At 70.4% G+C, this 18,719-nt stretch carries 14 protein-coding genes and 1 tRNA gene; 10 read left to right on the forward strand and 5 right to left on the reverse strand.

Annotated features, from left to right (window positions below; translation table 11 throughout):
- From ABZX30_RS07610 to ABZX30_RS07620, 3 genes are all read right to left on the reverse strand, one after another.
- Positions 1 to 993, reverse strand: a complete 993-nt coding sequence (locus tag ABZX30_RS07610; protein ID WP_355930082.1) for a DUF3068 domain-containing protein — start codon at positions 991 to 993, stop codon at positions 1 to 3.
- 25 nt (positions 994 to 1,018) lie between these two features.
- The gene (locus ABZX30_RS07615) at positions 1,019 to 1,153 is read right to left on the reverse strand and encodes an SPW_0924 family protein (protein WP_355930084.1); all 135 of its coding nucleotides are present in this window, start codon (positions 1,151 to 1,153) and stop codon (positions 1,019 to 1,021) included.
- Between the two features lie 152 nt (positions 1,154 to 1,305).
- On the reverse strand, positions 1,306 to 3,051 hold the full coding sequence (locus ABZX30_RS07620) for a lytic murein transglycosylase (RefSeq protein WP_355930087.1): 1,746 nt from the start codon (positions 3,049 to 3,051) through the stop codon (positions 1,306 to 1,308).
- 314 nt (positions 3,052 to 3,365) lie between these two features.
- Here ABZX30_RS07620 and ABZX30_RS07625 point away from each other — a divergent pair, with 314 nt between their 5' ends.
- Positions 3,366 to 4,217 (forward strand): DUF4184 family protein, encoded by an 852-nt coding sequence (locus ABZX30_RS07625; protein WP_355930090.1) that lies wholly within the window; start codon positions 3,366 to 3,368, stop codon positions 4,215 to 4,217.
- A gap of 578 nt (positions 4,218 to 4,795) precedes the next feature.
- On the opposite strand, the gene polA is transcribed toward ABZX30_RS07625, so the two are convergent.
- Positions 4,796 to 7,522 carry a DNA polymerase I gene (gene polA / locus ABZX30_RS07630; RefSeq protein WP_355930092.1) on the reverse strand — a complete coding sequence of 909 codons (2,727 nt, stop codon included), beginning with the start codon at positions 7,520 to 7,522 and terminating at the stop codon, positions 4,796 to 4,798.
- 658 nt (positions 7,523 to 8,180) lie between these two features.
- Here polA and ABZX30_RS07635 point away from each other — a divergent pair.
- The 8 genes from ABZX30_RS07635 to ABZX30_RS07670 all read left to right on the forward strand — a co-directional run bounded on the left by ABZX30_RS07635 (position 8,181) and on the right by ABZX30_RS07670 (position 17,728).
- Positions 8,181 to 10,460, forward strand: a complete 2,280-nt coding sequence (locus ABZX30_RS07635; RefSeq protein WP_355930094.1) for an FdhF/YdeP family oxidoreductase — start codon at positions 8,181 to 8,183, stop codon at positions 10,458 to 10,460.
- A gap of 48 nt (positions 10,461 to 10,508) precedes the next feature.
- Positions 10,509 to 10,997 (forward strand): hotdog fold thioesterase, encoded by a 489-nt coding sequence (locus ABZX30_RS07640; RefSeq protein ID WP_355930097.1) that lies wholly within the window; start codon positions 10,509 to 10,511, stop codon positions 10,995 to 10,997.
- Between the two features lie 112 nt (positions 10,998 to 11,109).
- Complete coding sequence (locus tag ABZX30_RS07645) at positions 11,110 to 11,538, forward strand: hypothetical protein (protein WP_355930100.1); 429 nt, start codon at positions 11,110 to 11,112, stop codon at positions 11,536 to 11,538.
- A 490-nt stretch (positions 11,539 to 12,028) separates the two neighbouring features.
- Entirely contained in the window at positions 12,029 to 13,243 is a 1,215-nt protein-coding gene (locus ABZX30_RS07650; RefSeq protein WP_355930193.1) for a branched-chain amino acid ABC transporter substrate-binding protein, read from the forward strand.
- 114 nt (positions 13,244 to 13,357) lie between these two features.
- Positions 13,358 to 14,287, forward strand: a complete 930-nt coding sequence (locus ABZX30_RS07655) for a branched-chain amino acid ABC transporter permease (RefSeq protein WP_355930102.1) — start codon at positions 13,358 to 13,360, stop codon at positions 14,285 to 14,287.
- Positions 14,288 to 14,292: 5 nt separating this feature from the next.
- Positions 14,293 to 16,116, forward strand: a complete 1,824-nt coding sequence (locus ABZX30_RS07660) for a branched-chain amino acid ABC transporter permease (RefSeq protein ID WP_355930105.1) — start codon at positions 14,293 to 14,295, stop codon at positions 16,114 to 16,116.
- A gap of 5 nt (positions 16,117 to 16,121) precedes the next feature.
- Entirely contained in the window at positions 16,122 to 17,015 is an 894-nt protein-coding gene (locus ABZX30_RS07665) for an ABC transporter ATP-binding protein (RefSeq protein ID WP_355930107.1), read from the forward strand.
- On the forward strand, positions 17,012 to 17,728 hold the full coding sequence (locus tag ABZX30_RS07670) for an ABC transporter ATP-binding protein (RefSeq protein WP_355930109.1): 717 nt from the start codon (positions 17,012 to 17,014) through the stop codon (positions 17,726 to 17,728). Before ABZX30_RS07665 ends, ABZX30_RS07670 begins: the two co-directional genes overlap by 4 nt.
- Before the next feature lie 104 nt (positions 17,729 to 17,832).
- On the opposite strand, the gene ABZX30_RS07675 is transcribed toward ABZX30_RS07670, so the two are convergent.
- Positions 17,833 to 18,489, reverse strand: coding sequence for a response regulator (locus ABZX30_RS07675; RefSeq protein ID WP_355930111.1), 657 nt, complete (start codon positions 18,487 to 18,489; stop codon positions 17,833 to 17,835).
- Positions 18,490 to 18,590: 101 nt separating this feature from the next.
- Here ABZX30_RS07675 and ABZX30_RS07680 point away from each other — a divergent pair.
- Positions 18,591 to 18,673, forward strand: a tRNA-Leu gene (locus ABZX30_RS07680).
- The last annotated feature ends 46 nt before the right edge of the window (positions 18,674 to 18,719 follow it).

An 18,719-nucleotide genomic window follows, 5' to 3' on the forward strand; every position in this document is an offset into this window, starting at 1 on the left:
TCAGGCGGTGGCCGGCTGCGGGGCGGTGGGCTTCGAGGGTTTTGGGGGCGATGGTTCGCGGCCGTGTGCCTCCAGGTACAGGGACAGTGCCAGGAGCAGGGTGCCCAGGACGAGGAAGCCCCACGGCAGGTACGACGTCAGCAGCAGGATGATCGTGCGGTTGTGCTTCACCAGGGCCACGGTGTGCTGGATGTAGTCCTCGCGCATCTTCACGTCCCCGGCGAACGCCGTCACCCTGGCCCGTCCGCCGAGCAGGGTGCCGCCGCGCAGTTCCTCCTTGTGGAGTTCCTCGCCGTAGACGGGGGCGCCGGTGACGGGTTCGACCCAGAACCTGCGGACGGTGGTGTACCAGCGGGTCGTGCCGGTCCTGGCGACCGACTCGGGTGTGATGCCCTTGACCGGCATGGTCCGGGGCATCTTCACCTTGGTCCACGGGACGGTCTGCTCGAAGTAGTAGACCTTCACGCCACGGAACGTCCGGGTGCCCTCGTAGTGGATCGGGCTGGTGGTGCGGGTCTGCGCGTCGAAGTACTCGTAGTCCCGCTTCTGCGTGAGGAAGGGCCACTTGAACTCGATGCCGTCCCGCCTGACGGGATCGCCGTCGACCATCTCGCCGGTGGCGTGGACGGGTTCCTGGGAGTGGGCGTCGAAGATGTAGCGCTCGGGGACCTTGGAGACCATCTTGCCGTCGGGGCCCTGCACGTAGGACAGTCCGTCCCAGACGACCACGTCCCGCCCCGCCGTCCTCTCGATCCGCCGGGCGGCCGCCACGTCGCCCTTGAGGGTCTGCACGATGGTGATTTTGGAGACCTTCCTCGCCTTCATCGTGCCGTAGTCGAGGAGGGTGGCGTTCCTCGCCTCGAGGACCATGTCCTGGTACTGGTTCGCGGGGATCTTGGCCAGGCGAGGGAAGGCGTACCAGCGCAGCAGCGGGGACAGCGCCGCGAAGAACACGGCGAGGGCGAGCAGGATCAGACTGGCCTTGCGGCGCATCTCGGCCTCCCTCCCGGGCGGGCGGTCACGGGTGCGGGGGCACCGTGGTGAGCAGCGGTCTGGGGGACGTGCTGCCGGCCGGGGAGCCCATCGCCGTGATCGCGAGGACGAGGACGAACGCGAGGGCGAAACCGGTCGCGGCGGCGATCAGGGCTCGCATGCGGGACCTCCCCCGGGCCGTACGGAACTGATACATCGTCAGGTCCGGGCACGGTAGCAACGGCGGCGCGAGATGAGAACACGTCGCGCACACGGAACGAGGGCGCCCTTCCGCCGGAGCGGAGGGGCGCCCTCGTCGGGTGCGGCCGGTCCCTACGCGGAGGGGCTCGGGGACGCGGAGGGGCTCTCGGTGCCGCTGGGTGACGGGCTCGCCGACGAGTCCGCCGCGGCGACCTCGAGTTCGACGGTCAGCGTCGCACCACCGGTGGTGGTGACCTGGAGCAGGAACGTGCCGGTGGTGTCGTCCGCGTACAGCTTCGGCAGCTTCAGCAGGCCCTTGGCGTCCGTCTCCAGGCCCGTCAGGGTGCGGACGGCCTTGCCGTCGGCGTCCTTGAAGTAGGGGCCCTTGTCGTCCACGGTCGGGTCGTCGGCGGACTTGATCAGGGTCGCGGTGGCCGCGACCTTGTCGGCGACGGCGCCCTTGTAGGTGGCCTTCACCTCCACCTGGTCGGCGAACTCGCCGCCCGGCGTGCAGGTCAGCGCGGTGTCACTGGTGCGGGCGAGGGTGTCGGCGGCCCGTGCCGTGACGGTCGCCCGGTAGTCGACGCCGGTGACCGGGCGGCCCGCGACGGCCGCGTGGACGGTGAAGTCGCCGGTCTTCTCGCCCGCCTGGAGCATGGGCGCGACGGCGGTGCCGGTGCTGTCGGTGGCCACGGTGGCGACCTTCTCACCGCCGGTGAAGACGGCGTCCGTGTCACCGGTGATCGTGAACCGGATCCTGACCTTGCCGACGGCCTTGCCGGCCTTGGTCTCGGCGCGCGTGCTGATCCGCTTGGTGAAGGCGTCCCCGGCCATCGTGGTGAGTTTGGCGGTGCCCGCGTCCTCGAGGTGGTCCACCGTGTCGGTGGGTGTCTGCGACGGTGTCGGGGTGCCCGGCTCGGGGCTGGGGCCGGCGGTGTGGCCGTCGCCCGGTTCGGTCGGCTTCGGGCTCGGCGTGGACGTGTGCGGCGTCGACGGCGTCGACGGCTTCGGGGTGGGGCCGGCCCCGCTCGTGTGGTCGTCGCTGCGGTGCGAGGGCACCGAACCGGTGCCGTCGGGGACGGAGTGGGTGCCCTTGCGGTAGTACTCCAGCCACGACAGGACCAGGTTCAGGTAGTCCTGCGAGTTGTTGTAGCTGAGGATGGCGCTGTGCAGGCCGCTCTGCTGGGACAGGTCCCAGTCGTTGCGGCACAGGTAGTGGCCGGCGGCGAGGGCGGCGTCGTAGACGTTGTTGGGGTCCTTCACGCCGTCGCCGTTGCCGTCGCGCCCGGCCCAGGCCCAGGTGGACGGGATGAACTGCATGGGTCCGACGGCCTGGTCGTAGGAGCTGTTGCCGTCGTACTCGCCGTTGTCGGTGTCCTTGATGAGCGCGAAGCCGTTGCCGTCGAGCTGCGGGCCGAGAATGCGGCCGATGGTCGTGCCGTTCGCGTCGACGCGCCCGCCGCGCGCCTGACCGGACTCGACCTTGCCGATGGCGGCGAGGAGCTGCCAGGGCAGGTTGCAGCCGGGCTTGGAGTCGCGCAGTTCGGCCGCGGCCTTCTTGTAGGCGTCGAGGACGGTCGCGGGTATGCCCGCCTCGGCCGTTCCCACCGAGGCGGGCGCGCCGATGGTCGGCGACGGACTGGCGCTGGGTTCGGGGCTGTTCAGCGGCGGCAGGTCCGTGTAGTAAGGCGAGTTGCCGGTGGCGTTGTCGTCGGACATCGCCTCCGGCGCGGCGGTGGCGCCGGCGGCGGCCTGTCTGCCCGGGTCGTCGGCCGTCACTCCCGGTGCCTGGGACCCGGAGAGAGCCGCCACCGCCGCCGCGGCCACGGCGGTGGTCGCCGCCCCTTTGCGCAGCCGACTGCCGAAATGCGCCGCCATAGAGTGAACCCCTCCCATGGACGCCCGAGCGCCCGTCTCAAGTCTTTCCGCTCTTCCCGCTCGCCCTGTTGTGACGGATGACCTGTGGCTGTGGTTGCCCCCGTTGCGCTTTTCCACTGAAACGTCGATGTGTGCGACCGGTGCCCCGGCACTGTGACCCAGGTGACCCTACGACAACTTCCTTTGCGGGGGCACCCGGTGCCGCCCGGTTTTCACCAGTCGGCCACGTCCCGTTGGTCCGGGGCGCGCTCCCGCATACTGGGCCACGCGATCACGGGCCATCCACCCCGTAACGTCCGGTGAAGGGAGCCGAGTTGCCGTTCACTCTCAGCCACGCGGCGGCGGTGCTGCCCGCGGTCCGCGGGGACGGGTCCGGCCGGGGCCGACTGGTACCGGCGGTGCTCGTGGCGGGTTCCTTCTCGCCCGACATGACCTACTACGCGGCCGGTCTGCTGCCCGGGGCGATGCGGTTCGGGAACGTCACCCACTCCTTCGCCGGTGTGCTGAGCGTCGACGTACTGGTGTCCTGGGGCCTGGTGGGGTTGTGGCTGGTACTGCGCGAACCGCTGGTGGCGCAGCTGCCGCGGGACCGCCAGGGCCGGTGGGCGGCCCTGCTGCGGTGCGGGACGCCACGCGCGCGCGTGCGGCCCGCCTCGGTCGGCCTGTGGTACGTCTCCGCGGTGCTCGGCGCGTCGACGCACGTGGTGTGGGACGCGTTCACGCATCACGACCGCTGGGGGGTACGGCTGTTCCCGGTTCTCGGCCGGTCCGCGGCGGGGGTGCCGGTGCACTGGTACCTCCAGTACGGCAGCTCGCTCGTGGCCGCCCTGGTGACCGCGGCGTGGGTGGGGCGGGCGGTACGGCGGATGCCGTCGAGCGGGCCGGTGGGGGTTCCGCCGCTGTCGGCGCGGGACCGGTGGTGGGCCGCCGCGGTGATCGGCGGCTGCGCGGTCGCCGGAGCCGCGCAGCGGGCGCTGCGGTGGGCGTACGGGAATGCCGCCGCGAAGCCGTGGGAGCTGGTGCCGACACTGTGCTTCGGGCTGGGCGCGGGACTGGTGCCGGGGCTGCTCGCGTACGCCCTCGGGGTCAGGGTGTGGCGTCCGGCCCCGGATGCCGCCGGTCCGGGCGGGGCCGATGCGCGGCGGACCCCGTCGGCCGCTCGGTGAGGGGTGCCACGAAGACGGTGATCGTGCGTGCGGGGCGGGTTCTCGGGAGCCGCGCGAGGAGCAGCGCGAAGTAGCCGCGGCCGAGGCCTGCGGCCGCATTTCTCGCCCGGGTGAGCCGGCCGGTGAGTCTGCGCCCGAGGTCTGCCGCCGTCCTGCGGACGGCTCCGGCCGGGTCGGCGGGGATGCGGGCGGTGCTTGCCTCGGCCGAGAGGGCCGGAACCGGCGGGGGCGACGTGTCCGGCGCCTCGGGGGTGCCCGGCCGGCTCGGGGGCCGTGCGTGGGCCGTCCGGCGGTGGAGCGTGCGTATACCCATGTCCGCATCTTTACGGGCGGGGGCGGCGGAGGCGTTCTGGCGGGGGCCACGTGAGTGACGGCCCCGTGCGGGGCCCTGCGGGCTTCGGCGGGGCTGCGGCGAGCCTTCGGCGGGGCTCCGGCGGGCCGGGTGATGCGGGTGGGCCCGGTGAACAGGATCGGCTGGTTCGGCACCGCCGGCATGCGCCGTTGTGGTTGCGCGACCGCCGGGGGCTCGGGGCTCGGCCCTGTTGGCCGAGCCCCGTCTCTTGGCGGACCGTCGGAGGTCAGTGCGCGGCGGATTCCCAGTCGGGGCCGACGCCGACGGAGACGTCGAGGGGGGCCCTGAGGTGGACCGCGCCCGCCATCTCGCGGCGGACGATCTCCTCCACGGCCTCGCGCTCGCCGGGGGCGATCTCCAGGACGATTTCGTCGTGGACCTGGAGGAGCATGCGGGACCGCAGGTCCGCCGCCCGCAGCGCGCCGTCCACCTTCAGCATGGCGATCTTGACGATGTCCGCCGCCGTGCCCTGGATGGGCGCGTTGAGGGCCATGCGTTCGGCCGCCTCGCGGCGCTGACGGTTGTCGCTGTTGAGGTCGGGGAGGTAGCGGCGGCGCCCGAAGAGCGTCGCCGTGTAGCCCGTCGCCCGCGCCTCGTCGACCGCCCGGCGCAGATAGTCCCGCACGCCGCCGAAGCGTTCGAAGTACGCGTCCATCAGGGCGCGGGCCTCGGCCGCCTCGATGTTGAGCTGCTGGGACAGGCCGAAGGCCGACAGCCCGTACGCCAGGCCGTACGACATCGCCTTGATCTTGCGGCGCATCTCCGCGTCCACCGCCGAGGGGTCCACCGCGAACACCTGGGCCGCCGCCGTCGTGTGCAGGTCCTCGCCGGAGGTGAACGCCTCGATGAGGCCCGCGTCCTCGGAGAGGTGTGCCATCACGCGCAGTTCGATCTGGCTGTAGTCCGCGGTCATCAGGGCCTCGAAGCCGTCACCGACGACGAAGCCGCGGCGGATCGCCCGGCCCTCGTCCGTGCGGACCGGGATGTTCTGGAGGTTGGGGTCCGTGGAGGACAGGCGGCCGGTCGCGGCCACCGTCTGGTTGAAGGTGGTGTGGATGCGGCCGTCGCCCGCGATCGTCTTGATCAGGCCCTCGACCGTGACCCGGAGCTTTGCCTGCTCACGGTGCCGGAGCATGATCACCGGGAGTTCGTTGTCGGTCTGGGTGGCGAGCCAGGCCAGGGCGTCGGCGTCCGTGGTGTAGCCGGTCTTGGTCTTCTTCGTCTTCGGCAGGGCCAGCTCGCCGAAGAGGACCTCCTGGAGCTGCTTGGGCGAGCCCAGGTTGAACTCGTGACCCGCCGCCGCGTGCGCCTCCTTCACCGCCTGCTGCACCGCACCAGCGAACATCTGTTCCATTGCTTCGAGATGCGCACGGTCGGCCGCGATGCCGTGCCGCTCCATGCGGGCCAGCAGCACGGAGGTGGGCAGCTCCACGTCCCGCAGGAGGTCCGCCGCACCCACTTCCTCCAGGCGGGCCTCGAAGGCCTGGCCCAGGTCCAGGACCGCACGGGCCTGGACCATCAGGGCCTCGGCCTCGGCGCCGTCGTCCGCGCCGAAGGCCAGCTGGCCGTCGGCGGCCGCGGCGGGGGCCAGCTCGCGGTGCAGGTACTCCATGGACAGCGCGTCCAGGTCGAAGGAGCGGCGGCCCGGCTTGACCAGGTAGGCGGCGAGCGCGGTGTCCATGGTCACGCCCTCGACGGACCAGCCGTGCTCGGCGAGGACGCGCATGGCGCCCTTGGCGTTGTGCAGGACCTTGGGCCGGTCCGCGTCGGCGAGCCAGGCCGCGAACGCCTGCTCGTCGGCCTCGTCCAGCTCGGCGGGGTCGAACCAGGCGGCGGCACCGTCGGCGTCGGCGAGCGCGACCTCGGCGACCGAGCCGGCACCCAGCGCCCAGGCGTCGACGGTGGCGACGCCGAGCCGCTCCGTGCCGTGCGCGGCGAGCCACGGGGCCAGCTCGCCCGTGCCGAGGACCGTGCCGTCCACCTGCACGCCGTCCGTCGTGATCGGGGTGACCTCGGCCTCCTCCGCGCCCGGGTCGACGGCGAAGAGCCGCTCACGCAGGGACGGGTTGCGGATCTCCAAGGTGTCCAGGACCATCGCGACGGCCTTGCGGTCGTACGCGGCCCGCTCCAGGTCGGCGACCGCCTTGGGCAGCTCGACCCGGCGCTCCAGCTCGGTGAGCCGGCGGTTCAGCTTGACCGCCTCCAGGTGGTCGCGGAGGTTCTGCCCGGCCTTGCCCTTGACCTCGTCGACGCGCTCGACCAGCTCCGCGAAGGAGCCGAACTGGTTGATCCACTTCGCGGCGGTCTTCTCGCCGACGCCGGGGATGCCGGGCAGGTTGTCGGACGGGTCGCCGCGCAGCGCCGCGAAGTCGGGGTACTGGGCAGGCGTCAACCCGTACTTCTCGGCAACCTTCTCCGGAGTGAACCGGGTGAGCTCCGAGACGCCCTTCGTCGGGTACAGCACCGTCGTGTGCTCGGAGACCAGTTGGAAGGAGTCACGGTCGCCGGTGACGATCAGCACCTCGAAGCCCTCGGCCTCGGCCTGCGTGGCGAGGGTGGCGATGACGTCGTCCGCCTCGAAGCCCTCGACGGCGAAGCGCTGCGCGTGCATCGCGTCGAGCAGCTCACCGATCAGCTCGACCTGGCCCTTGAACTCGTCCGGCGTCTTGGAGCGGTTCGCCTTGTACTCGGTGAACTCCTCCGACCGCCAGGTCTTGCGGGACACGTCGAACGCCACCGCGAAGTGCGTGGGCGCCTCGTCACGCAGGGTGTTGGCCAGCATCGAGGCGAAGCCGTAGATCGCGTTCGTCGGCTGGCCCGTCGCGGTGGTGAAGTTCTCCGCGGGCAGCGCGAAGAACGCGCGGTAGGCCAGCGAGTGCCCGTCCATGAGCATCAGCCGGGGACGGGTGCCGCCGGGGGTCTTGTCGGTCGTCTTCGATGCTGTTTCTGCCACGCCCCTGATCCTGCCACGCCCCACTGACAGCGAGAGCGCCGCGCCTGCTTCGGCCGGGGACGAAGCAGGGCCGGGGATCAGGCGGCCGGGGATCAGGAGGCGCGACGGCGGCGAGTGGCGAAGGAAGCGCCCCGCGGAGCCGGCTACCGGCCCCGGGATCCGCCGTCACCGCGGGGGACGGCCCCTCCGAGCACCACGGAGGCCGCCACCGCCGACACCGTGCACCCTTGCCGCCCTCACCCACACCCTCACCCGCCGGGCCACCCGCTCGACGGCCCGGGGCGTACCTGGTAGGCGCGGCCGGCCTGCGGCTGCCCCTCCCGGCACGGTGGCTACCGCGCCGAGCCGCCGCGCACTCCCCGGCCGCAGCGTGCCGAGCGCTCCGGGAGCTCCGGGAGCTCCGGACCATCGAACCCGCAGACACCGCCGAGGGACCACACGCCGAGCACGGCCGATGCCACCGCCGCCCGGACCACCCGCCGAGCAGGGCCGAAGGCACCGCCGTGCAGGCCGCCCGCCGAGCGCGGCGTGACGGGGTCGGCACATTCACCCCGGGGTACGGCCGGCGTCCTGTCTTCCGCCCGGCCGGAGGCATTGTCACCGTGCCGTGCGAGGATCGGTCCCGCACGGCACACACGCGGGTGAAGAGGAGCGCGCGATGGCGACGAAGCCGCCCATGGGGGATCCGGTCCAGGACGCGCCGCAGGTCACGGGGCCGAAGCACGCGGCGGCGGGTCTGTCGGCCGTGGGGCACACGCTGCGCATCGCCCAGCAGCAGATGGGTGTGCGGCGCACCGCGCTGACACTGCTGCGGGTCAACCAGAAGGACGGCTTCGACTGCCCGGGCTGCGCCTGGCCCGAGCCGGACCACCGGCACAAGGCGGAGTTCTGCGAGAACGGCGCGAAGGCGGTGGCCGAGGAGGCCACCCTGCGCCGGGTCACCCCCGAGTTCTTCGCCGCGCACCCGGTCGCCGACCTCGCCGGCCGCAGCGGTTACTGGCTCGGCCAGCAGGGGCGGCTCACGCATCCCATGTACCTGCCCGAGGGCGGCGAGCACTACGAGCCGGTCAGCTGGGAGCGCGCCTTCGACATCATCGCCGAGGAGGTCACCGCCCTCGCCTCCCCCGACGAGGCGGTCTTCTACACCTCGGGCCGGACGAGCAACGAGGCCGCGTTCCTCTACCAGCTGTTCGCCCGCGAGCTGGGCACGAACAACCTGCCCGACTGCTCGAACATGTGCCACGAGTCGTCGGGCTCGGCGCTGAACGAGACCATCGGCATCGGCAAGGGCAGCGTCCTGCTGGAGGACCTCCACACGGCCGACCTGATCATCGTCGCCGGGCAGAACCCCGGCACGAACCACCCCCGCATGCTCTCCGCCCTGGAGAAGGCCAAGGCCGGCGGCGCGAAGATCATCAGCGTGAACCCGCTGCCCGAGGCGGGCCTGGAGCGTTTCAAGAACCCGCAGACCCCGCAGGGCGTGCTCCAGGGCGCCGCCCTCACCGACCTGTTCCTGCAGATCCGCATCGGCGGCGACCAGGCCCTCTTCCGCCTCCTCAACAAGCTGATCCTCCAGACGGAGGGCGCGGTCGACGAGCAGTTCGTCCGCGAACACACCCATGGCTTCGAGGAGTTCGCCGAGGCCGCCCGCGCCGCCGACTGGGACGAGACCCTCACCGCGACCGGCCTCACCCGCGCGGAGATCGACAAGGCCCTCGGCATGGTCCTGGCCTCCCGGCGCACCATCGTCTGCTGGGCCATGGGCCTCACCCAGCACAAGCACTCCGTGCCGACCATCCGCGAGGTGGTCAACTTCCTGCTGCTGCGCGGCAACATCGGCCGCCCGGGGGCGGGCGTGTGCCCGGTGCGCGGTCACTCGAACGTGCAGGGCGACCGCACGATGGGCATCTTCGAACGCCCCGCCCCGGCCTTCCTGGACGCCCTGGAGAAGGAGTTCGGCTTCGCGCCGCCGCGCGAGCACGGCTTCGACGTCGTGCGGGCCATCCGCGCGCTGCGCGACGGCGAGGCGAAGGTCTTCTTCGCCATGGGCGGCAACTTCGTCTCCGCCTCCCCCGACACCGAGGTCACCGAGGCGGCCATGCGGCGGGCCCGGCTGACCGTGCACGTGTCCACGAAGCTCAACCGCTCGCACGTGGTCACGGGCGCGCGGGCCCTGATCCTGCCGACACTGGGCCGCACCGAACGGGACGAGCAGGGCGGCGGCGAGCAGTTCGTCACGGTCGAGGACTCCATGGGCATGGTGCACGCCTCGCGCGGCCGTCTGGAGCCGGCGAGCCCGCACCTGCTGTCCGAGCCGGCGATCGTCTGCCGCCTGGCACGCCGTGTGCTCGGCGCGGACAGCAAGGTGCCGTGGGAGGAGTTCGAGAAGGACTACGCCACCGTCCGCGACCGCATCGCGCGCGTGATCCCCGGCTTCGAGGACTTCAACACCCGCGTGGCCCGCCCCGGCGGCTTCGCCCTGCCGCACGCCCCGCGCGACGAGCGCCGCTTCCCGACGGCGACGGGCAGGGCGAACTTCACCCCGGCCCCGGTGGAGTACCCCGACCTGCCCGAGGGCCGCCTGCTGCTCCAGACCCTGCGCTCGCACGACCAGTACAACACCACGGTCTACGGCCTGGACGACCGCTACCGGGGCATCAGGAACGGCCGCCGGGTCGTCCTCGTCAACCCCGAGGACGCGCGCAGGCTCGGCGTGGCCGACGGGGCGTACGTCGACCTCGTCGGCGAGTGGCGGGACGGCGTGGAGCGGCGGGCACCCGGCTTCCGGGTCGTGCACTACCCGACCGCGCGGGGCTGTGCGGCGGCGTACTACCCGGAGACCAACGTCCTGGTCCCGCTGGACGCCACGGCGGACATCAGCAACACCCCGGCCAGCAAGTCCGTCGTCGTGCGTCTGGAACAATCGGCGACCGACTGAGCGTTTGCTCAGCCGACAGACACAGGTACGACGGACGGAGCCGGGCCGATGGGCGAGCAGCAGCACGTGAAGTTCCCGCAGGAGGTCATCGACGAGTACGCCGCGCTCGGCGTCGACCTCCAGGCGCTGTTCTCCGCCGGGCACCTCGGCACCCGGATGGGCGTGCAGATCACGGAGGCATCGGCGGACCGGGTCGTCGGCACCATGCCGGTGGAGGGCAACACCCAGCCGTACGGGCTGCTGCACGGGGGCGCCTCCGCGGTGCTGGCGGAGACCCTGGGCTCGGTGGGCTCGATGCTGCACGGCGGCAGCAAGAAGATCGCGGTCGGCGTCGACCTGAACTGCACCCACCACCGCGGAGTGCGCTCCGGCCTCGTCACCGGCGTGGCCACCCCCGTGCACCAGGGCCGGTCGACGGCGACGTACGAGATCGTGATCAGCGACGAGGAGGGCCGGCGGGTGTGCACCGCGCGGCTGACCTGTCTGCTCCGCGACGTGCGGCCCACCGACGGGGACCACGTGCGCACGGCCGGCTGACCCGCCACCGGCCGACCCGCCACCGGCCGGCTCGCCACCGGCCGGCTCGCCGCCAACGGGGCGCAGTCCCCCGGCAGTTGATGTCCCGCACCCGGCCACATAGCGTCGGGGCATGGCTACGGGACGGGCCTCCGCGCCGGGGGCGGCACTCGCATGCGGACTCGGGCTCGCCCTCCTGACGGGCCCGCTGGCCGCCGGATGCGCGGGCTCCGGCACCACGGGCGGGACGGCGGCCCGGAGCAGCCCGGCGACCCACACCGGCGCCCCCTCACCCCGCACCACCTCGCCCGGGGAACTGTGCACGCGGGTCGTCGCGTACTGGTCGCGCAGACAGCTCAAGGACGACACCGTGGGCGACTACCAGGAAATGGGCCTGTCCGACGGCCAGTACGACATCCTCAGGGACGTCGTGCACGCCGCCCGCGCCGAACTCGGACGCGGCCACCGCGGCGCGGCCGACCGGCTCATCGACCGCAAGGCCCGCGAGGGCTGCGCGCAGTGGTACCGGACGGGCGGCCCGGGCAAAGGCCCATGGCACTGAGCGCCGCCCTCGGCACGGAATGCGGGAAAGCACCGGCCGACGACCGCCTCCCTTTCCCAAACGTAACTCTGCGTAATACGCACGCAATGCAAGCCGCCCGTCCCCACCGCGGTGCGCACGCCGTCCCCACCCCCCTCGGAGAGCACTCCGGTCGCCTGCGGCAACAAAATATGGTCATCACCAAAACAGTGGGACGCTGCTGAAAAGCCGAGCGCGCGTCCTGCGGGTTCTCACAATGCGGACGGGGCGAATCGGCTGGAATTCCACACATCCCCCCACCCAGTACCGCTCTGCATTACGTCGTGTCATAACAAGAGCGTCACAGCCTTGGCCAGACACTCCTCCACCTTCCCCGCACACGCTTAGAGTCACGGCCAGTCACCGCGCCATGGAATTCACAGCCAGCCACACCACCACGGCGCCGGACTCGGTGCGTTCCACGGGGAGCCGCCGCGCCAGGGAAAGGACCTGATTCGTGCGTCAACGTTCGATCATCGCTATCACCGCCGCGCTCGCGGCGGGATCGCTGACACTCACCGCCTGTGGGTCGCGCGACGACAAGGGCGGCAGCAGCAGCGGCGACAAGACCACGGTTGTGATCGGTGTCGACGCCCCGCTCACCGGCGACCTCTCGGCCCTCGGCCTCGGCATCAAGAACTCCGCCGACCTGGCCGCCAAGACGGCCAACAAGCAGGGATTCGTCAAGGGCGTCGAGTTCAAGGTCGAGGCCCTCGACGACCAGGCCCAGCCCTCCGTCGGCCAGCAGAACGCCCAGAAGTTCATCAGCGAGAAAGACGTCCTCGGCGTCGTCGGCCCGCTGAACTCCAGCGTCTCCCAGCAGATGCAGAAGCCGTTCAACGACGCCGGCCTCACCCAGGTCTCCCCCGCCAACACCGGCACCGAACTCACCCAGGGCGACGGCTGGAAGACCGGCAACCGGGTCCGCCAGTTCAAGACCTTCTTCCGTACCGCCACCACGGACGAGATCCAGGGCGCCTTCGCCGCCGACTACCTCTACAACCGGGCCAAGGTCAAGAAGGCCTACCTGATCGACGACCAGAAGACCTACGGCGCCGGCCTCGCCGCCTCCTTCAAGACCAACTTCACCAAGCTCGGCGGCAAGATAGTCGGCAGCGACCACGTCAACCCCGACGACCGCGACTTCAACGCCGTCGTCGCCAAGATCAAGAAGACCGGCGCCCAGGCCCTCTACTACGGCGGCGAGTACCCCGCCGCCGCCCCCCTGAGCCAGCAGCTCAAGGACAGCGGCCAGAAGATCCCGCTCATGGGCGGCGACGGCATCTACTCCGGCGACTTCCCCAAGCTCAACAAGAAGGCCGAGGGCGACCTCGCCACCTCCGTCGGCAAGCCCGTCGAGCAGCTTCCCTCCGCCAAGACGTTCATCGAGAACTACAAGAACGCCGGCTACAAGGACGCCTACGAGGCCTACGGCGGCCTCACCTACGACGCCGCCTGGTCCATCATCGAGGCCGTGAAGCTCGCCGTCGAGAACAACGACGGCAAGCTCCCCTCCGACGGCCGCAAGGCGGTCCTCGACGCCATGAGCAAGGTCAAGTTCGACGGCGTCACCGGCACCATCTCCTTCGACCAGTACGGCGACACCACCAACCACACCATGACCGCCTACAAGGTCAAGAGCAACGCGTGGACGCCGGAATACAGCGGGGTGCCCAAGATCGGCTGAGCGAGGAAACAACACCCGTTCCTCACCACTGCACGCATTGATCAGGCCGCGCGGGAGTGCCCACCAGCCCTCCCGCGCGGCGCCGTATCCGAACCACTCCACGGAGGCCCTGCGGTGCACGAACTGCCGCAACAGCTGGCCAATGGACTCATCCTCGGCGCGATGTACGGACTCATCGCGATCGGCTACACGATGGTCTACGGCATCGTCCAGCTCATCAACTTCGCCCACGGCGAGATCTTCATGGTCGGGGGCTTCGGGGCCCTCACCGTCTGGCTCTGGCTGCCCAAGGACTTCGCCCTCGGCATCGCCATCCCCCTCATGATCCTCGGCGGCGTCATCGTCTCCGTCGGCGTCGCCACCGCGGCGGAACGCTTCGCCTACCGCCCCCTGCGCAACGCACCCCGCCTGGCACCCCTCATCACCGCCATCGGACTGTCCATCGTCCTCCAGCAGATCGTCTGGAAGTGGTACCCCGACGCCAAGAAGGACCGCCCCTTCCCCCAGTTCGACGGCGGCCCCTTCGACGTCTTCGGCGCCAACATCCAGCGCGGCGACCTCTTCGTCATCATCGCCGCCCCCCTCTGCATGATCGCCCTCGGCCTCTTCGTCACCAAGACCCGCTCCGGACGCGGCATGCAAGCCACCGCCCAGGACCCGGACACCGCCAAACTCATGGGCATCAACACCGACCGCATCATCGTCATGGCCTTCGCCATCGGCGCCGCGTTCGCCGCCGTCGCCGCCGTCGGCTACGGCCTCCACAACGGCCAGGTCGGCTTCCGCATGGGCTTCATCATGGGCCTCAAAGCCTTCACCGCAGCCGTCCTCGGCGGCATCGGCAACATCTACGGCGCCATGCTCGGCGGCCTCGTCCTCGGCGTCGCCGAATCCCTCGCCACCGGCTACATCGGCGACATCCCCGGCATGGACCTCTTCGGCGGCGGCGCCTGGAAGGACGTCTGGGCCTTCGCCCTCCTCATCCTCGTCCTCCTCTTCCGACCCCAAGGCCTCCTCGGCGAGCGCGTCGCGGATCGGGCGTGATACCCATGACCACCAAAACCCCGACCGAGACCACCGACAGCACCCAGTCGCCCACCAGGGCGACCCCGCTGGTCCCGCTGCCCCCGGCCGCCGCCCGCATCACCACCCTCGCCGGCTCCGCCGTCGCACTCGTGGGCACCTTCCTCGCCTGGACCTGGACCGCGGAATTCCCCGGCGACCTCACCGTCACCGGCTACCCCGGCGGCCTCCAGGTCCTCACCCTCATCGGCTCGCTCCTCACCCTGCTCTTCGCCCTTTCCGGCTACGGCATCCGAGGACTGCGCTGGCTCACCCCCGGCGGCACCAACAGCCCCGTCGCCCTCCTCGCCCTCGGCACCTTCGGTACCACCGGCTACGCCATGGGCGCCATCAGCGACGAACTCGGCGGCCTCGTCAACCTCGAACCCGGCGCCTGGGTCTCCGGCATCGGCTCCCTCATCGCAGCCATCGCCGCCCTCGGCCTCCCCGTCGACCAGCCCTACGACGACAGCGAACCCAACCCCGGCCTCTGGGGCAGACTCCGGCACACCCTCACCGCCCCCGAACCCGGCCGCGCCAAGGAACTCCCCTCCTGGGCCGAGATCCTCATCATCGCCGCCGGCTTCGGCACCGGCCTCTGGGTCTTCGCCTACGGCATCGGCACCGAATACTCCGAACTGTTCGTCGGCTTCCTCATCATCGCCGCCTTCGGATTCACCGCCGTCACCCGCGCCGGCCTCCTCAAACGACTCTCCGCCCTCACCGCCAAACACCGCCAGGTCACCATCGGCGCCGCCTTCGCCGCCGCGATCTGCTTCCCCTTCACCCAGACCAACGACCAGTTCGCCCTCATCGGCGCCAACATCCTCATCTTCGCCACCGTCGCCCTCGGCCTCAACGTCGTCGTCGGCCTCGCCGGCCTCCTCGACCTGGGATACGTCGCCTTCCTCGGCGTCGGCGCCTACGCCGCCGCCCTCGTCTCCGGCTCCCCCCAGTCCACCATCGGCGTCCACTTCCCCTTCTGGGCCGCCGTCCTCACCGGCGCCGCCGCCTCACTCATCTTCGGCGTCGTCATCGGCGCCCCCACCCTGCGGCTGCGCGGCGACTACCTCGCCATCGTCACCCTCGGCTTCGGTGAGATCTTCCGCATCACCATGAACAACCTGAACGGAAACAGCGGACCCGACGTCACCAACGGCTCCAACGGCATCCCGAACATCCCCGACCTGGAGATCTTCGGATTCAACCTCGGACTGCCCCACGACGTCCTCGGCCACCAGCTCACCCGCTCAGCCAACTACTACCTGCTGATGCTCCTGTTCACGGCCGTCGTCGTGACCGTCTTCCGCCGCTCCGCGGAATCCCGCATCGGCCGCGCCTGGGTCGCCATCCGCGAAGACGAGACCGCCGCCACCGCCATGGGCATCAACGGCTTCCGCCTCAAACTCCTCGCCTTCGCCCTCGGCGCCTCCCTCGCCGGCTTCGCCGGCACCGTCCAGGCCCACGTCTCCTACAGCGTCACCCCCGAGCAATACCAGTTCGCCGGCTCCGTACCCCCCAACTCCGCCTTCCTCCTCGCCGCCGTCATCCTCGGCGGCATGGGCACCATCAGCGGACCCCTCATCGGCGCCGCCCTCCTCTACCTCATCCCGGCCAAACTCCAGTTCATGGCCGACTACCAGCTGCTCCTCTTCGGCATCGCACTCATGCTCCTCATGCGTTTCAGGCCCGAAGGCCTCGTCGCCGACCGCAGGAAACAGCTCGAATTCCACGAAACCGGACAACTCGACGTACCCGACGACACAGCACTGCCCGAAGGTGCCACCGGCGTCGCCAAGGCAGGTGCGTGACCACCATGACCACCACCACAACCGCCACCACCACCGCCGTCCTCGACGCCAACGACGTCACCATGCGCTTCGGCGGCCTCACCGCCGTACGCTCCGTCGACCTCACCGTCAACAGCGGAGAGATCGTCGGCCTCATCGGACCCAACGGCGCAGGCAAAACCACCTTCTTCAACTGCCTCACCGGCCTCTACGTCCCCACCAGCGGCACAGTGACCTACAAAGGCACCGTCCTGCCGCCCAAACCGCACCTCGTCACCCAGGCCGGCATCGCCCGCACCTTCCAGAACATCCGGCTCTTCGCCAACATGACCGTCCTGGAAAACGTCCTCGTCGGACGCCACACCAGAACCAACGAAGGCCTCTGGTCGGCGCTCCTGCGCCTCCCCGCCTTCAAGAAAGCCGAAGCCGAATCACGCGAACGCGCCATGGAACTCCTCGAGTTCACCGGCCTCGCAGCCAAAGCCGACCACCTCGCCCGCAACCTGCCCTACGGCGAACAGCGCAAGCTGGAAATCGCCCGCGCACTCGCCAGCGAACCCGGCCTGCTGCTCCTCGACGAACCCACCGCGGGCATGAACCCCCAGGAAACCCGGGCCACCGAGGAACTCGTCTTCGCCATCCGCGACCAGGGCACCGCCATCCTCGTCATCGAGCACGACATCCGGTTCATCATGAACCTCTGCGACCGCGTCGCCGTGCTCGTCCAAGGCGAGAAGATCGTCGAAGACACCGCCGAAGTCGTCCAGGCCGACGAACGCGTCATCGCCGCCTACCTCGGCACACCCTTCGAAGGCGCCCCCGGCACCGACGAAGCCGCCGAGGTCGAGGCCGCCGAAGCGGAAGCCCACACCGCGACCGCCGAGGCAGAGAGCAGCACCGCAGAAGGAGACGCCAAGTGACCGCACTGCTCGAGGTCGAAGACCTCAGGGTCGCCTACGGCAAGATCGAGGCCGTCAAAGGCATCTCGTTCAAGGTCGAAGCCGGCGAAGTCGTCACCCTCATCGGCACCAACGGCGCCGGTAAGACCACCACCCTGCGGACACTCTCCGGCCTCCTCCAGCCCCTCGCCGGACAGATCAAATTCGACGGCAAGACACTCAACAAAATCCCCGCCCACAAGATCGTCTCGCTGGGACTGGCCCACTCCCCCGAAGGCCGGCACATCTTCCCCCGCATGACCATCGAGGACAACCTCCGCCTCGGCGCCTTCCTCCGCACCGACAAGGACGGCATCGAAAAGGACATCCAGCGCGCCTACGACCTCTTCCCCATCCTCGGAGAACGGCGCAAACAGCCCGCAGGCACCCTCTCGGGCGGCGAACAGCAGATGCTCGCCATGGGACGCGCCCTCATGTCCCGTCCCAAACTGCTCATGCTCGACGAACCCTCCATGGGCCTCTCCCCGATCATGATGCAGAAGATCATGGCCACCATCCAGGAACTCAAGGCCGCCGGCACCACCATCCTGCTCATCGAGCAGAACGCCCAGGCCGCACTCTCCCTCGCCGACCACGGCCACGTCATGGAAGTCGGCAAGATCGTCCTCTCCGGCAGCGGACAGGACCTCCTCCACGACGAATCCGTACGCAAGGCCTACCTCGGCGAAGACTGACCCACCGAGCCACGCACACCCCACGTGCGTACTCACACGACGAGGCCCGCGCCCGCTTCTCCGGGGCGCGGGCCTCGCCGCATGCCTGAGGCAGCCGGTCAGGGTCAGCCCTTGGCCGACTTCTTCTCCTCGCTGTCCGCGATGACCGCCTCCGCCACCTGCTGCATCGACATCCGACGGTCCATCGACGTCTTCTGAATCCACCGGAACGCCGCCGGCTCCGTCAACCCGTACTCCGTCTGGAGCACCGACTTCGCCCGGTCCACCAGCTTGCGCGTCTCCAGCCGCTGCGTGAGGTCCGCGACCTCCTTCTCCAACTGCCGCAACTCATTGAAACGCGAAACGGCCATCTCGATCGCCGGCACGACATCGCTCTTGCTGAACGGCTTCACCAGATACGCCATCGCACCCGCGTCCCGGGCCCGCTCCACGAGATCCCGCTGCGAGAACGCCGTCAGCATCAGCACCGGCGCGATCGACTCCTCGGCGATCCGCTCCGCCGCGGAGATACCGTCCAGCTTCGGCATCTTCACGTCCAGGATCACCAGGTCCGGCCGGTGCTCACGGGCCAGCTCCACGGCCTGCTCCCCGTCACCGGCCTCGCCTACGACGGTGTAGCCCTCCTCCTCCAGCATCTCTTTGAGATCGAGCCGGATCAGGGCCTCGTCCTCGGCGATGACGACACGGGTCGTCAGCGGAGGCACGTGCGACTTGTCGTCATCGGGCACGTCTACGGGCTGGGGCGACTCGGGGGCGGTCACGGGGGCTCCTTGGTACGGGCCGGGCAGGTGCTGCTGCCTATGCAGCCTACCTAGGGGCGGGGCGCTGTGTTGACCCGGTATGCTTCCGAGCAGCCAGTCCTGCCGGGTTGGTGGAATGGCATACACGGATGTCTCAAACACATCTGCCCGAGAGGGCTTGCGGGTTCGAGTCCCGCACCCGGCACCGCGGAAACGGAGGATCACGTTCGCGTGGTCCTCCGCTTTTTGCG

It is taken from the genome of Streptomyces sp. NPDC004542 (genome assembly GCF_040610035.1).
In the GTDB taxonomy this organism is placed as follows: Bacteria; Actinomycetota; Actinomycetes; order Streptomycetales; family Streptomycetaceae; genus Streptomyces.

Bases quoted from the DNA above. Each gene is read 5' to 3' on its own strand.
- ABZX30_RS07635 (WP_355930094.1), top strand. From the start codon at position 8,181: ATGGCGACGAAGCCGCCCATGGGGGATCCGGTCCAGGACGCGCCGCAG.
- ABZX30_RS07620 (WP_355930087.1), bottom strand. From the start codon at position 3,051: ATGGCGGCGCATTTCGGCAGTCGGCTGCGCAAAGGGGCGGCGACCACC.
- ABZX30_RS07665 (WP_355930107.1), top strand. From the start codon at position 16,122: ATGACCACCACCACAACCGCCACCACCACCGCCGTCCTCGACGCCAAC.
- ABZX30_RS07610 (WP_355930082.1), bottom strand. From the start codon at position 993: ATGCGCCGCAAGGCCAGTCTGATCCTGCTCGCCCTCGCCGTGTTCTTC.
- ABZX30_RS07645 (WP_355930100.1), top strand. From the start codon at position 11,110: ATGGCTACGGGACGGGCCTCCGCGCCGGGGGCGGCACTCGCATGCGGA.
- ABZX30_RS07615 (WP_355930084.1), bottom strand. From the start codon at position 1,153: ATGCGAGCCCTGATCGCCGCCGCGACCGGTTTCGCCCTCGCGTTCGTC.
- ABZX30_RS07660 (WP_355930105.1), top strand. From the start codon at position 14,293: ATGACCACCAAAACCCCGACCGAGACCACCGACAGCACCCAGTCGCCC.
- ABZX30_RS07640 (WP_355930097.1), top strand. From the start codon at position 10,509: ATGGGCGAGCAGCAGCACGTGAAGTTCCCGCAGGAGGTCATCGACGAG.